The organism is Chitinophagaceae bacterium (assembly GCA_016710165.1).
Taxonomy (GTDB): Bacteria; Bacteroidota; Bacteroidia; order Chitinophagales; family Chitinophagaceae; genus Ferruginibacter.
Genome location: JADJLJ010000001.1, coordinates 1,188,736 through 1,203,427, shown reverse-complemented (window position 1 = coordinate 1,203,427; position 14,692 = coordinate 1,188,736). Strand labels below are relative to the sequence as shown.

The 14,692-nt window shown below is 47.5% G+C and carries 8 protein-coding genes and 1 pseudogene; 8 read left to right on the top strand and 1 reads right to left on the bottom strand.

Annotated features, from left to right (window positions below):
• Window positions 1–34 precede the first annotated feature (34 nt).
• The 3 genes and pseudogenes from IPJ02_05300 to IPJ02_05290 all read left to right on the top strand — a co-directional run bounded on the left by IPJ02_05300 (window position 35) and on the right by IPJ02_05290 (window position 5,040).
• Window positions 35–2,282: pseudogene (locus tag IPJ02_05300) on the top strand (glycoside hydrolase family 3 C-terminal domain-containing protein).
• Window positions 2,283–2,481: 199 nt separating this feature from the next.
• Window positions 2,482–3,525, top strand: a complete 1,044-nt coding sequence (locus IPJ02_05295; GenBank protein ID MBK7374985.1) for a hypothetical protein — start codon at window positions 2,482–2,484, stop codon at window positions 3,523–3,525.
• A 30-nt stretch (window positions 3,526–3,555) separates the two neighbouring features.
• The gene (locus tag IPJ02_05290; protein MBK7374984.1) at window positions 3,556–5,040 is read left to right on the top strand and encodes an MBOAT family protein; all 1,485 of its coding nucleotides are present in this window, start codon (window positions 3,556–3,558) and stop codon (window positions 5,038–5,040) included.
• A 14-nt stretch (window positions 5,041–5,054) separates the two neighbouring features.
• On the opposite strand, the gene IPJ02_05285 is transcribed toward IPJ02_05290, so the two are convergent.
• Window positions 5,055–6,122 carry a LacI family DNA-binding transcriptional regulator gene (locus IPJ02_05285; GenBank protein MBK7374983.1) on the bottom strand — a complete coding sequence of 356 codons (1,068 nt, stop codon included), beginning with the start codon at window positions 6,120–6,122 and terminating at the stop codon, window positions 5,055–5,057.
• Between the two features lie 272 nt (window positions 6,123–6,394).
• Here IPJ02_05285 and IPJ02_05280 point away from each other — a divergent pair, with 272 nt between their 5' ends.
• From IPJ02_05280 to IPJ02_05260, 5 genes are all read left to right on the top strand, one after another.
• Window positions 6,395–9,589 carry a TonB-dependent receptor gene (locus tag IPJ02_05280; protein ID MBK7374982.1) on the top strand — a complete coding sequence of 1,065 codons (3,195 nt, stop codon included), beginning with the start codon at window positions 6,395–6,397 and terminating at the stop codon, window positions 9,587–9,589.
• 19 nt (window positions 9,590–9,608) lie between these two features.
• Window positions 9,609–11,426: a RagB/SusD family nutrient uptake outer membrane protein gene (locus IPJ02_05275; protein ID MBK7374981.1), complete on the top strand. Its 1,818-nt coding sequence runs from the start codon at window positions 9,609–9,611 to the stop codon at window positions 11,424–11,426.
• A gap of 128 nt (window positions 11,427–11,554) precedes the next feature.
• Entirely contained in the window at window positions 11,555–12,934 is a 1,380-nt protein-coding gene (locus IPJ02_05270; protein MBK7374980.1) for a pectate lyase, read from the top strand.
• Window positions 12,935–12,944: 10 nt separating this feature from the next.
• Window positions 12,945–13,709, top strand: coding sequence for a rhamnogalacturonan acetylesterase (locus tag IPJ02_05265; GenBank protein ID MBK7374979.1), 765 nt, complete (start codon window positions 12,945–12,947; stop codon window positions 13,707–13,709).
• Entirely contained in the window at window positions 13,706–14,686 is a 981-nt protein-coding gene (locus IPJ02_05260; protein MBK7374978.1) for an alpha/beta hydrolase, read from the top strand. Before IPJ02_05265 ends, IPJ02_05260 begins: the two co-directional genes overlap by 4 nt.
• Window positions 14,687–14,692: the final 6 nt, after the last annotated feature.

The window sequence follows — 14,692 nt, the reverse complement described above, 5'->3', positions numbered from 1 at the left end:
ACTCCTTGCCGGATCCCCCGCCCGGCTCTCATTAATGTCCCAACCGAACACACCAGCCGAACCCCCGGGGCCGGGGGGGCGGGGTAAGTTAACATTTTTGTTTTGGGGGGCTCAAAAAGCAATTGAACGGCGGGTGGATTCTGTGTTGAAGTTGATGACCTGGAAGAAAAGATCGGCCAGTTGAATCAATACAACGACGACTGGACCGCCACCGGGCCGGTTACATTAGACAGTACAAAAAAGGAACAGGTACGCAACGGGCAGGTCGGGTCGTTGCTGAATTGTGTGGGAACACAGCGAACAAGGGCCTGGCAGAACATCGCCATGCAGTCACGTCTAAAAATTCCCCTGCTGTTTGGCCAGGATGTCATTCACGGATATAAAACAACATTCCCCATTCCATTGGCCGAAGCATGCAGCTGGGATATGGATGCCATCCGTTTATCTGCAAGAACGGCAGCCACCGAAGCAAGCGCTGCCGGCATCCACTGGACCTTTGCACCCATGGTGGACATTGCCCGCGACCCACGCTGGGGGAGGGTGATGGAAGGTGCCGGCGAAGATCCGTACCTGGGCTCAAAGATCGCTTATGCAAGGGTAAAAGGGGTTTCCAGGGAAATAATTTGGGCGATGTGAATTCGCTGATGGCCTGCGCCAAGCACTTTGCAGCATACGGTGCAGCGATTGGCGGGCGGGATTATAATTCGGTTGACATGAGCGACCGCATGTTGTGGGAAGTTTATCTACCGCCTTTCAAGGCAGCGGTAGATGCCGGCGCTGCCACATTCATGAATTCATTCAATGACCTGAATGGGGTGCCTGCCACCGGGAATAGATATTTACAAAGGGATATACTGAAGGGCAAATGGGATTTCAGGGGATTTGTGGTGAGTGACTGGGGCTCTGTTGGCGAAATGATAAACCACGGCAATGTGAAGAATGAATACGAAGCGGCTTTGTCTGCTATCACGGCCGGCTGCGATATGGATATGGAAAGCCGGTGCTATAAGAACAACCTGGCGCAATTGGTAAAAGATAAAAAGGTGCCGGTTGCATGGATCGATGATGCGGTAAGAAGGATATTGCAAAAGAAATTTGAACTGGGATTATTTGATGATCCATACCGGTTTTGTAATGCCGAACGGGAGCGGGCTGCACTGAATGATCCGGCGCATGCAAAAATTGCCAGGGAGGTAGCAGCCAAAAGTATTGTACTGCTTAAGAACCAGGATGACCTGCTGCCCTTGTCAAAAGATACAAAGACCATTGCATTCATCGGCCCGCTCGTAAAAGAACTAAAACAAAATAAGGGTTTCTGGGATGTGGAAGTGCCCGGCGTGGATTCAAATTTTATAGTATCGCAGTGGGAGGGGCTGCAGAACAAAGTGGGTAATAATACAACACTGCTTTATGCCCGGGGATGCGATATGGAAGGCAATGATAAAAGCGGGTTTGCCGAAGCGGTGGATGTGGCAAAACGATCGGATGTCGTCATCCTCAGCATTGGTGAAAGAAGAGATATGAGCGGCGAAGCCAAGAGCCGCAGCAATATCAATATACCCGGCGTGCAGGAAGACCTGCTCAGGGAATTACTGGCAACCGGCAAACCGGTCGTGGTATTGATAAATGCCGGCCGGCCCCTGGTATTTAATTATGCGGCAGATAATGCGCCCGCCATTTTGTATACCTGGTGGCTGGGCAGTGAAGCCGGCAATGCAATAGCGGATGTATTGTTTGGGGACTATAATCCTTCTGCAAAACTGCCCATCAGTTTTCCACTGAGTGTGGGACAGATCCCGGTTTATTACAGCCATTTCAATACCGGCCGCCCGGCAAAAGATGACAGCGACCGGAATTACAGGTCATCGTATAATGACCTGTCTTTGTTCCCGAAGTATGAATTTGGTTTTGGTTTAAGTTACACCCGCTTTCAATACAGCAACCTGCAGCTGAGTAAAAAGAAAATGAAAGCAAATGAACAGGTAGCCGTTTCTGTAACCATCCGCAATACGGGCAAATACGATGGGGAAGAAATTGTACAGCTTTATTTAAGGGACCGGGTTGGTTCCGTGGTACGTCCTGTTAAGGAACTTAAAGACTTCAGTAAAATAAAATTAAGGCCCGGCGAAAGCAGGACCATACAGTTCATCATCAATAAAGAGAAGCTTTCCTTTTACAACCAGCAACTGCAATGGGTAGCCGAGCCCGGGGAATTTGACCTGATGATCGGCGCCTCATCCAGGGATATCCGGCTGAAAGACAGTTTTGAATTGACCCGGTGAACGACAAAACCCTGAAGCCGGGACCCTTCCCCGGCCATTTATTTTACCTAAAGCTATGAATTACAGATTCTATCTTATATCTTTAGACCCGGTTGAAACAGAAACGATTTTACTGACAGCAGCGTAAGGAAACCAACCAACTAACACGCTTTCCATTCCCTATTAATTATTATCTGATCATTCATTAATACCTGTATAAATGGATACTACCCGTTTAGTAAAAGCCGGCATATTGACCCTTGTGCTGGTAGCCGCGGCTGTGATCAGCTGGGAACTTTATGTACGCAGCCAGGGCTTCGATACTTCCTATGATGATGACCCGGCACTTTGGTCAGACAAAAGAAAGGAGATATACGAGCCTGCCGATAAGGCGACCGTCTTCATTGGCTCTTCCCGTATCAAATTCGACCTGGACATTGATACCTGGGAGAGCATCACCGGTGACCACGCTGTGCAACTGGCCTGTGTGGGCAGTAACCCCATCCCGGTTCTGGAGAACCTTGCCAATGATGAAAAATTCAAAGGGAAACTGGTGGTGGATGTGACCGAGGGCCTGTTTTTCTCCACCGCTCCGGGGAATAGTAAAAGGCCGGTAGAGAATATGAAATATTATAAGGAGGAAACACCTGCCCAAAAGGCTGGTTTCCATATTAATCATTTGCTGGAATCGCAGTTTGCCTTTTTGAACAAGGAATGGCTTTCCCTGGGTGCCCAGTTAAATAACCTGCATTTGCCGGAGCGGCCGGGGGTATATAATTTTCACGGGTTCCCGCCTGACTTTGGCCGGGTAAAGTTCAACCGGCAGGAATACATGACGGATAAGTTCTCTGCTGATACCGTTCTTCAAAATAAAGTAAAAGCCATTTGGGTTACTTTCATTAAGATGAGTAAAGAGCCTCCGGCAAGTGGTGCAAAGCTGGATTCGATATTGAATATGGTGAAGGTCTCTGTTGATAAAATAAAGGCAAGGGGCGGACAGGTATTGTTTGTAAGAACGCCTTCAAGCGGGGCTTTCCTGGCGGGAGAGAACAGGGGTTTCCCCCGGGAAAAATACTGGGAACGCATACTTTCAACGACCAATTGTCCCGGGATCCATTTTGCCGATTACCCGGCCATTGCACATTTCATTTGCCCCGAAGCATCGCATTTAAGCCAGCCTGATGCGATCGTGTTCACAAAGCATTTTATCAAGATATTAAGTGCAGAAAAGGGGTGGAAGTTTTCCAAACCGGTTCAACTGTAATCCAATTCTCAACCATTAACAAACTGCCTCATGGTTTTCAACTCATATACCTTTATTGCCTTTTTCATTGTTATGCTCATTTTGCATAACCTTCCCTTTTCGTGGAAAGTGAAAAAGATAAACCTGTTGCTGGCCAGTTATGTTTTTTATGCGGCATGGAACCCGCCATTCATACTGTTGCTCTGGCTTTCTACCGTGGTTGATTATTTTGTGGGGCGTGCATTGTACACACAGGAGAATAAACACAAACGGAAAATACTGCTTGTGCTCAGCCTGATCGGTAACCTGGGCATGCTTTGCTTCTTCAAGTACGGAACATTTTTATTAGACAATTTTACACACCTGGTTAACCTGTTCGGGATGGATTATCACCCGGCCAAGCCCAATATCATTCTGCCCGCAGGTATCTCCTTCTATACGTTCACCACGCTGTGTTATACCATTGACATGTATAAAAGGAAAAGCGAACCGGTTAAATCCCTGCTTGACTTTTCATTGTTCGTTACCTTCTTTCCGCACCTGGTTGCCGGGCCCATTGTTCGTCCGCCGCAACTGGTGCCGCAATTTGAAACAGAACGTAAAGCAACAAGGCATCAATTGATGCAGGGTTTATTATTGATCAGTCTTGGTTTGTTCATGAAAGTGGTTTTGGCCGACAGCATGCTGGCACCTACTGCCAATGATATCTTTGGCCCCGGGGCTCCATTAAAAACACTGGATGCCTGGACAGGCGTGCTTGCTTTTTCGGGGCAGATATTCTGCGACTTTGCCGGGTACTCCACCTGTGCCATCGGCGTGGCGTTATGCCTGGGTTTCGTTTTGCCCCATAATTTCTTATACCCGTATGCGGCCATCGGCTTTTCAGATTTCTGGAGAAGATGGCATATCACCTTATCGGCATGGCTACGGGATTATTTATACATACCGCTTGGCGGAAACCGTAATGGAAAATTCAGGACCTACATAAACTTAATGATCACCATGCTGCTGGGAGGGTTATGGCATGGCGCCAACTGGACCTTTGTGGTATGGGGGGCATTGCATGGGGCGTATTTGTGGGGCGAAAAGATCATACAGGACTTCCGGAAAAAGCCGGTAATGGTTCCCATTCATGGTGTACCATCTGCAGAAGTAGGTGTACTGGGTACGATCCCGAAAGAATTCAAGGCTAAGACATTCCGCAATTTCATATATGCGATGATCACGTTCTTTTTCATCAATGTGACCTGGGTCTTTTTCCGGGCGCCTGATTTTACTTCGGCCTGGCAGTTGCTGATGTCCATGTTCTCTAGTGTACCCAAGGCAGAGGCTTACCTGACCACGCTCAGCATAATAAAAGTGCTTGGAATAGTAGCCTGCATCGTTGCCTTTCACTGGATGATGCGTAATACCCGGGTGCTGACCGTGGCTGAAAAAATGCCCTGGTGGTTGCTGGGCATTATCTGGTCGGTTCTGCTGATATTATTAATATGGAGCCAGGAGAGCAGCAGCTCGTTCATTTATTTCCAGTTTTAACGGGGAGTTTGTATTCAGGATACTGCTTTTTTTGTTTTGGATTTCTTTTCAGTGACCTTGCCTGCCGATGATTCGCGGGTAAAGATCTCTGTCTGTAAAACCACTTTTTCAAATTCGGTCACGGGCCGTTTGCTTTCAATGAGTTTGATGAGCAATTCGGTGGCCACCTGTCCCATTTCAAAGGCCGGTTGCTTTACTACAGATAGGGCGGGGTTCAGCAGTTCTGCCAACGGGGAGTTTGAAAACCCCACCAGTGCAATATCATCCGGGATCTTTAACCCGATCGATCTTAATGCATTCAGGCAGCTGATGGTAAGCCGGTCGCCGGCGCTGAAGATGGCATCGGGCCTGTCTTTTAACTGAACCAGGCTCTTCACCGCATCTTCCAGTTCGGCATAGATCATGCCGCCGTGATTGCAATACCGGATATACGATTCATTCAGGGAAATGCCGTTATCAGCCAACGCTGCTTTATAACCATCCAGTCTTTCCTTGGAAATGGATAAATGCTGGGAACTTGTTACATGAGCGATCTTCGTGTAGCCTGAATCAACCAGGTGCTGTGTGGCATCATAAGCGCCTTTATAATTATCCACCACCACTTTAAAGGTCTCGATCTCTTCGGTGATGCGGTCAAAGAACACGATGGGGAACCCTTTTTCATGCAGGTTCTTAAAATGTTCGATATGCTCTGTTTCGGAAGAAAGGGAGACCAGCAGACCATCCACGGAACGGGATGCCAGGTGCTCCACGTTCACCACTTCCCGGTCGTATGATTCATGGCTCTGTGATATGATAACATGGTATCCACGGTTATACGCAATGGATTCAATGCCATTGATGGCCTGTGAGAAAAAGTTGTTGGCGATCTCGCAAACCACCACGCCGATGGGACGGCTTCTTCTTTCTTTTAAACTGAGGGCAATGGGATTGGGCCGGTAGTTGTATTGTTCGGCATATTCGATCACCAGCTTCTTTGTCTCAGGACTTATTTCGTAGCTGCCACGCAAGGCACGGGATACAGTGGACGTAGATAACCCAAGTGCTTTGGCAATGTCTTTAATGGTGATGGGTTCGTACATTTTTCTGTTATTGTTTCTCCGGCTTTGCCCGGTAAAATTATGCAGCCGGTCCAACCCGAAAAAGCCCCAGGCAGATTTTTTTAAATGACCGGCATCCTGCTGCAATCGTTACCGGCAACGATTGCGTAAAAAAATCAATTCCCAATCAGGAAATTATTAAATAATCTGTGTAGAATTGACATCAGTACTCCCTGAAAATACGAATAAGTTCCCTACCGGAAACAAAAAAGATTGCTGGATTTTCACTTTTAAGAAATTATAAATACTGCTATATGAATAAACTACTCGTTTTATTAATTGTATCATTTTTTATCCCGTTTACCTTACTGGCGCAGAACCGTACCATCCGGGGCAAAGTGGTGGATGAATCGGGGAACCCGGTGACCGGCGTGAACGTAACGGGTAAAGGGGCCAGTAAAGGTGTTCAGACCGATAAGGATGGCAATTTCTCCATCGTGATGGGTGGTACCGGCACTGCCAGCCTGGTCCTTTCTTCTGTTGGTTTCGAGACCAGGATCGTTACGGTCAGCGGCGAGGATGCCGGTACGGTACAATTAACGAAAGCAGTGATCACCCAGGAAGATGTGGTGGTGATCGGTTATTCATCCATTAAAAGAAAAGACCTCACGGGTTCCGTTTCCTCGGTAGGATCAAAGGAGTTAAAGGATTTCCCGCTTTCATCGGCTGCCGAGGCTTTACAGGGGAAACTGGCTGGTGTTCAACTGGTTTCATCAGAGGGTGCACCGGGTGCAGACATCATTGTACGGGTAAGGGGCGGTGGATCTATTACACAGGATAACGCTCCTTTATATATTGTGGATGGGGTACAGGTTGAGAATGCGCTTTCTGTGCTTTCTCCCCAGGATATTCAAAGCGTGGACGTATTGAAAGATGCATCTACCACGGCCATTTATGGTGCCCGGGGCGCCAATGGTGTTGTGATCATAACCACCAAGGGTGGCCGGAGCGGTAAGACACAGGTAACCTATAACGGCTCATACGGGTTCAGGCAGTTATCCGATTTCCAGGATGTGTTGCAGCCTTATGATTTTGTTCTTTGGCAATATGAAAGAAGCAGGGGCAATGCCACCGACAGTGCAAGTTTTGCACAGACCTACGGAACCACCTGGGATACACTGCAGAATTATAAGAATGTAAATTTTGTGAACTGGCAGGATAAGGTATTTGGCCGTAAAGCAAAATTTTCACAACATAATATTGGTGTAAGCGGTGGAAACCAGTCAACCACCTTTAACCTGAGCCTTACTTCCAACCAGGAAGAAGGGGTACAGATCGAATCCGGTTTCAAACGGAAACTGGTGAACTTTAAGATCGATCACCGGGCCACCGACAGGCTCCGGATAGGGTTTACGGCCCGTTACCTCGACCAGGAGATCCAGGGTATAGGAACAACCAATAGTGGAACAAGGGCAACCAACCGTCTCCGGCATACGATCAATTACCGGCCATTTGAACTGGAAAAACCCGGTTTTGGAATAGATGATTTTGATGAAGCCTATTACCTGGCATCTTCCGGTGCCACCAACCCCGTGATCCTTACCTATGCAGAATACAGGAGGCAATACAGCAAGGCATTATACCTGACCGGTTATGCCAGCTATAACATCCTGAAAAATCTTACTTTCCGCACAACCATCGGGTACGACAATGCCAACATACGGTCCAACCTTTTTTACAGCAAAATTACCGGCACGGCAAGGAATTTTGCGTCCCTGCCGGTAGCTTCCATTGGCCAGCAGGAAAATTATACCATCAGTAATTCCAACACGCTGCAGTATACCCTTACCAATTTTAAAAAGCACCATGATATCACGGTGCTGGTTGGCCAGGAAGTGGTGGATGCACGTTCCAAACAGAATTCAATGGAGACCCGTTATTTCCCGGCAGACATCAGCCCGGAGAAAGCATTGGCAAACATGGGACTTGGTTCGGCACCAACCGGATCGGCCCAGCCGCTTCCCACTTCATTTGAACAACCACCTGCACGGATCGCTTCCTTCTTTGGAAGGATCAGTTATGCATATGATGATAAATACCTTGCCAACTTCAATTTAAGGTCTGACCGTTCTTCCAAATTCAGTTCCGAGAATGGTACACTGGTATTTCCTTCTGGTTCGGTGGCCTGGAGGTTCAGCAGGGAAAAGTTCATGGAAAATGTGAAATGGTTAATTGATGGTAAATTAAGAATTGGCTTTGGATCGGTAGGTAATAACCGTATCGACAACCTGCTCTACCAGCAGTTGTATGGTGTGACCGGCCAGTATGCATTCAATCACTCGATCTTACCCGGCTTTTCACCCATTGCCTTATCTAACCCCGAATTAAGATGGGAGAAGAATACCACACAGAACTATGGTATTGACCTGACCCTGCTTAATAACAGGGTACAACTGACCGTAGATTATTATAAGAATTCAGCGAAGGACCTGCTGCTTGCAGTTGCCATCCCGCCTACAACCGGTTATACTTCCCAGCTTAAGAATATCGGCGCCACTTCAAACAGGGGTGTTGAGATCCAGTTGAACACAACACCGGTACAAAAGAGAGACCTCACCTGGAACTCGAACTTCAACATTGCCTTTAACAGGAACCGGGTGGAAAGCCTGGGCGGCTTGCAGGAGCAGACAAGAAATTCAGGATGGCAGGGCTCGGATGGTGTGGATGATTATTTAGTGAAAGTGGGCGAGCCGGTTGGCCTGATGTATGGATTTGTGACAGAAGGTTTTTATGGCGTGGAGGATTTTAACTACAATGCAACAACAAAGACCTATACCATTAAACCGGGAATTGCTTTCAATGGTGTTTATGGTACCCCGCAACCGGGTATGCTTAAATGGAAAGACCTGGATGGAGACGGGAATATTACGGCAGATAAGGACAGGCAGGTCATCGGGAATGCCAACCCCAAATTTACCGGTGGCTGGACAAACCAGGTAAGCTATAAGAATTTCGACCTCTCTGTTTTTGTAAACTTTGTGGTAGGCAATGACATTTACAATGCCAACAAAATTGAATGGACCGACGGCGCTTTTGCCAACCTGAACATGCTGAATACAATGAAGGACCGGTGGACAAATATCAATGCAGCAGGACAGGTGGTGACAGATCCGGCAGAACTGGCAGCCCTGAATGCCAATGCGAAAATATGGAGCCCGGTAAGGGTACAGCGCTGGTGGCTGCATTCATGGGCTGTGGAAGATGGATCTTACCTGCGGTTCAACAACATCACCCTTGGTTATTCCATACCTAAGAACCTGCTGGCAAAGATCAAGATCTCCAATATCAGGGTTTATGGAACGGTAAATAACCTGGCTACCATTACCAATTATTCCGGGTATGATCCGGATGTGACCGCCAGGAGAAGCGATCCGCTGACCCCGGGTGTTGACTTTGCGGCGTATCCCCGGGCTAAAACATGGCTGATTGGTGTAAACGTTACTTTCTAAAAAACAAAAACGATTCAATATGAAAAATAAAATTTATCAATCCCTGACCGTTGCAATAATGTTCATAGCATTATTGTTTACTGCCGGTTGTAAAAAATACACCGAGGTGGAGCCTGTATCTCAATACAGTATTCCGCAGGCTTTTTCGGATGTGTCCAATGCATTTACTGCTGTGGTAGGGGTGTATGATGAACTGCAGGGCGACAACGGGTATGGTATCCGTATCAGTATGTATTACCCATACGATTCCGATGAAGGTATAGTGAGCGGTAATATTGATAACGGAAGAAGAGGGGTGGGCCGCTACCAGTTATTACTTACAAATGCTGAGCTGGCAAATCCTTTCCGCCAGATGTACCGGGGGCTCGAAAAAGCGAACCTGTGCATTGAACAGATCCCGTTGATGAAGCAGTATACAAGCGGAACAACCACGGAACAGGCTACACTAAAGAGACTTTACGGTGAGGCATTGACCCTGCGTGCACAGTTCTTATTTCAACTGATGCTGAACTGGGGCGACGTACCTGCCCCGATGATCCCGTCCTACAAACAGGAAAATTTATTCATCCCTAAATCAGACAGGGATACTGTTTATGATAAACTGATCGCAGACCTCGCTGTTGCGAAAGACCTGGTGCCCTGGAGAACAGACGCCGGCCCGCGGAATGAACGTATCACAAAAGGGGTGATCATGGCATTGAGGGCACGGATGTCCTTATTCCGTGGCGGTTATTCATTAAGGCAGAGCGGGGTAATGGAAAGAAGGTCTGACTATCTTAACTATTACCAGATCGCCAAGCAGGAATGCGAAGAAATGATGGCAAGAAGAGACCAGCATACCCTCAATCCGAATTATGAGGATATCTGGAGAAAAGTTACCTCGTTTACCTACGATCCGTTCGGAGAGATCATATTTGAAGTGGGTGCCGGCGGCGGTAACGGCAACAGCGACAGCCGCATGGGCAATTACGACGGCCCCAACCTCAGCAATGCTTCACGTTATGGAGCCGGTGGTGGAGGTATTGTCATATTGCCCAATTATTTCTATTCATTTGATTCGGTGGATACAAGGCGTGATGTGACCGTTACGCATTACCAGGTACCCAATTCAACCAACATAAAAACACAGCGCCGTTTGGGCGAATTGAATACCGGCAAATACCGCCGCGACTGGCGTGTACCCCTGCTGCCGGGCACGGTACTGAATGTGGGATACAACTGGGCCATGATCCGTTTCTCGGATGTGTTGCTGATGTATGCAGAAGCAGTGAATGAGATCAGCGGCGGTCCTACAGCCCAGGCCATTGCCGCATTTGAAGAAGTGAGAAGAAGGGCCTATCGCAATAATACAGGCCTGATCGGTGTAACACCAACCACCAAGGCCGGATTCTTTGACGCCATTGTAAATGAACGATACCTTGAATTCGGACACGAAGGCATCCGCCGTTATGACCTGCTGCGCTGGAACCTGCTGGCAACAAAAATTGCAGAAGCCAGGACAAAGATCCAGCAGATACGCGACCGGGTTGCTCCTTATAATAATGTACCGCAATACATATACTGGCGCAATGCAGGCGAAGAGATCCAGTTTTTTGCAGGAACAAATACGGCGCTTACAGCGCAACCTTTCTGGAGGCCCACACAAGTGCCTTCACCAACCACCGGCTGGACAAGGGTTGACTGGGCACAACATCTGACAGCAAACGCCATTGACGGCAAACCATTGTGGCAGGGCTTTGCATCTTTCTTTGTTCCGGGTAAAAGTGAATTGTATCCGTTTGACGCGGCAACCATTTCTTCTTACCAGGGACAACTGAAGCAGAATCCGAATTATTGATTTTCTCATGTTAGTTTTTGTTTTTAAAATATGGCTGCTTCATTGCAGCCTTATTTTATTTCAGCCATGATTTAAGAATACGAATGAAATATCCGCTGTTGATATGGAAATGCTGTGCTGCCATTTTGCTGGCCTCCTGTGGCGGGCAGAACCGGTCAACCGCATCCCGGGTCTCAGCTGAAAGGCCCATTGCTTTCCCCGGGGCAGAAGGGTTTGGCAAATACACTACCGGCGGCAGGGGCGGCAAGGTTTTTATCGTTACCAATCTAAACGATAAGGGCCCGGGCAGTTTCCGGGAAGCCGCAGAAGCGAAGGAAAAACGGATCATTGTTTTTTCCGTATCGGGTACCATTCGCCTGGAGACAAAACTTGCGATCAAAGGGGATGCGACCATTGCCGGGCAGACTGCTCCGGGTGATGGAATTTGTATAGCAGATAACTCGGTGAATTTAGGCGGTGATAATATTATAGTGAGATACCTCCGCTTCCGGTTGGGTGATAAATATCAACAGGGAGGGATGGTGGATGGCAACGGCGGGGATGATGCATTTGGTGGCGTAAGAAGAAAAAATATCATCATCGATCATTGCTCTTTAAGCTGGAGTACCGATGAGGTCTTTTCAATTTATGCCGGTGACAGCACTACCCTGCAATGGAACCTGATCTCCGAACCACTTAATTACTCCTATCATTTTGAGACCGGCGATACCGATTATGAGCGTCATGGTTTTGGCGGCATATGGGGAGGAAAACATTTATCGGCACATCACAACCTGTTTGCCCATTGCAATAACCGTACGCCACGATTCGACGGTATCCGTAACACAACGGAAGAGAATTGCGATTACCGCAATAATGTGATCTACAACTGGGGCGGAAATAATGTGTATGCAGGCGAAGGCGGCAATTATAACATTGTAAACAATTATTATAAACCAGGGCCATCCACCAGCCGGAATGCAAAAACAAGGATTGTGAACCCGTATCATAAACTTCCTTCTATTCCCTTTGGGAAATTTTATGTTGATGGTAATTACCTGGCAGGGTCACCCGAAGTAACGGCGAACAACTGGCTTGGGGTAGCTATGAACAACGGCAATGAAACGGATGCAGCAACAGCAAGATCGAATAAAGCTTTCCCGGCTGTTGAAATAAAAAATGAATCAGCAGCAGAAGCGTATCAACTTGTTTTGAAAAATGCGGGGGCTGTATTACCTGGCAGAGATACGCTGGATGAAAGGATCATCAATGATGTGAAGAACGGGACCGGTGGCTTTATTGATGTGCAGGGCGGCTTTTCCCATGGAACCGCCTATGAACTTACTGTGAATGCCTGGCCTGCATTGAGATCATTGCCTGCGCCTGCTGATACCGATAAAGATGGCATGCCGGATGACTGGGAAAAAAAGAATGGGTTAAACCCCGATGATGCCGGCGATGCAACTGCCTTTAAACTGGATGGGAATTATTCAAACATTGAAGTGTATATAAACAGCATTAAAAAATGATCTTTTGAAAATGCGGCTGAAGTTACCTGGCATGACATTATTATTCCTGGCAGCTTTTACCTTTCCCGGTAAGAAGAAGATAAAGGTTTACCTCATCGGTGACTCAACCATGTGTACGTATGAAACGAACAGGGCGCCGCTGACCGGCTGGGGAATGCCATTCCGGTATTTTTTTGATTCTTCGGTAGAGGTTGACAACCGGGCCAGGGGAGGAAGAAGCACCCGGACATTCATCGGAGAGAACCACTGGAAGCCCATTGCCGACAGCTTGCGGGAAGGCGATTATGTGCTGATCCAGTTTGGCCACAATGATGAAGCAAAAGAGGAAAAGTATAAAGACCGCTATACGCCGGTACCGGATTACAGGAATAACCTCATCCGGTTCATAACAGAAACAAGGGCAAAAAAGGCAATACCGGTTTTAATAACCCCGGTTACGAGAATGCGGTTTGATAAAGAAGGGAAGATACAGGAAACACATAAAGAATACTCGGCTGCAGTCTGGGAAGTTGGGAATGCGTATAATGCACGGGTGATTGACCTGGATGCAAGAAGCCGTGACCTGTTGCAGCATTTTGGACCGGAGTTTTCAAAAATGTTCTTCATGCAACTGGATTCCCTGCAGCATCCCAACTACCCGGCCGGGCAAAAGGACAACACCCATTTCAATGAATACGGCGCCCGGCGGATGGCAGAACTGGTATTGGCAGAGATACGGAAATTAAAACTCGAACTGGCGGAAAGGATCATTGTTCCTCCTGTAAAAAATAAATGAAACAGCTTGTCATCATAGCAGTGGTTTGTTTTGCATTTACCAATGCAGCTGCCCAGTCATGGCCCGGCCTCACCGGCAAGCCGGATACTTCTTATAATACAAATGCTGCGTATCGTTCGGTTATTAAAACCCGGCCGGATGCTAAATTAGTTGAGGAATCTTATTCTCCTTCGGTCAAAGAAAAAAGAGATATTACCTACTGCGAAACAGGTAGAAGAAAATTAGTGCTGGATGCATTTTACCCGGAGAGAAATGCAGGAGCGAAACGAACGACCATCATCATTATTCATGGTGGCGGATGGAGAAGCGGTAGCCGCACGCAGCATTACCCATTAGCCCGGTACCTGGCCAATCTCGGTTATGTTTGCTTTACCCCCGAATACCGGCTGTCTACCGAAGCCTTGTACCCGGCGGCTGTTCATGATATTAAAGCAGCAATAAGGTGGGTGAAAGAAAATGCGAAGAAATATGATATTGATACAAATAAAATAGCCGTGCTTGGTTTTTCTGCGGGCGGCGAACTGGCTGCTTTCACGGGAACAACAAATGGGAATGCAGATTTTGAAGGACCAGGCTGCAACGCAGGTTCCGGCAGCAATGTGCAGGCCGTTGTGGATATTGACGGCACACTGTCTTTCGTTCACCCCGAAAGCGGCGAAGGGGATGACAGCAAACGAATATCCGCTGCCACCAATTGGTTTGGCGCTTCCCGGAAAGATAACCCTGAACTATGGAGACAGGCTTCGCCATTGACCCATGCAGGTAAAACAACTCCGCCAACATTATTCATTAACAGTTCCGTGGAACGGATGCATGCGGGCCGGGAAGATTATATAAAAGTTCTGAACGGGTATAACACGTATACCGAAGTGAGAAGTTTTGAGAATTCCCCCCATCACTTTTGTTTGTTCGAACCCTGGTTCGGGCCCACGTTAAAATACATCGATGATTTTTTGAAGAAAGTTTTCAATAAATAAATGCAT

Coding starts and splice junctions, on each gene's coding strand:
- IPJ02_05295 (MBK7374985.1), top strand. CDS start 2,482: ATGGATACTACCCGTTTAGTAAAAGCCGGCATATTGACCCTTGTGCTG.
- IPJ02_05290 (MBK7374984.1), top strand. CDS start 3,556: ATGGTTTTCAACTCATATACCTTTATTGCCTTTTTCATTGTTATGCTC.
- IPJ02_05285 (MBK7374983.1), bottom strand. CDS start 6,122: ATGTACGAACCCATCACCATTAAAGACATTGCCAAAGCACTTGGGTTA.
- IPJ02_05280 (MBK7374982.1), top strand. CDS start 6,395: ATGAATAAACTACTCGTTTTATTAATTGTATCATTTTTTATCCCGTTT.
- IPJ02_05275 (MBK7374981.1), top strand. CDS start 9,609: ATGAAAAATAAAATTTATCAATCCCTGACCGTTGCAATAATGTTCATA.
- IPJ02_05265 (MBK7374979.1), top strand. CDS start 12,945: ATGCGGCTGAAGTTACCTGGCATGACATTATTATTCCTGGCAGCTTTT.
- IPJ02_05260 (MBK7374978.1), top strand. CDS start 13,706: ATGAAACAGCTTGTCATCATAGCAGTGGTTTGTTTTGCATTTACCAAT.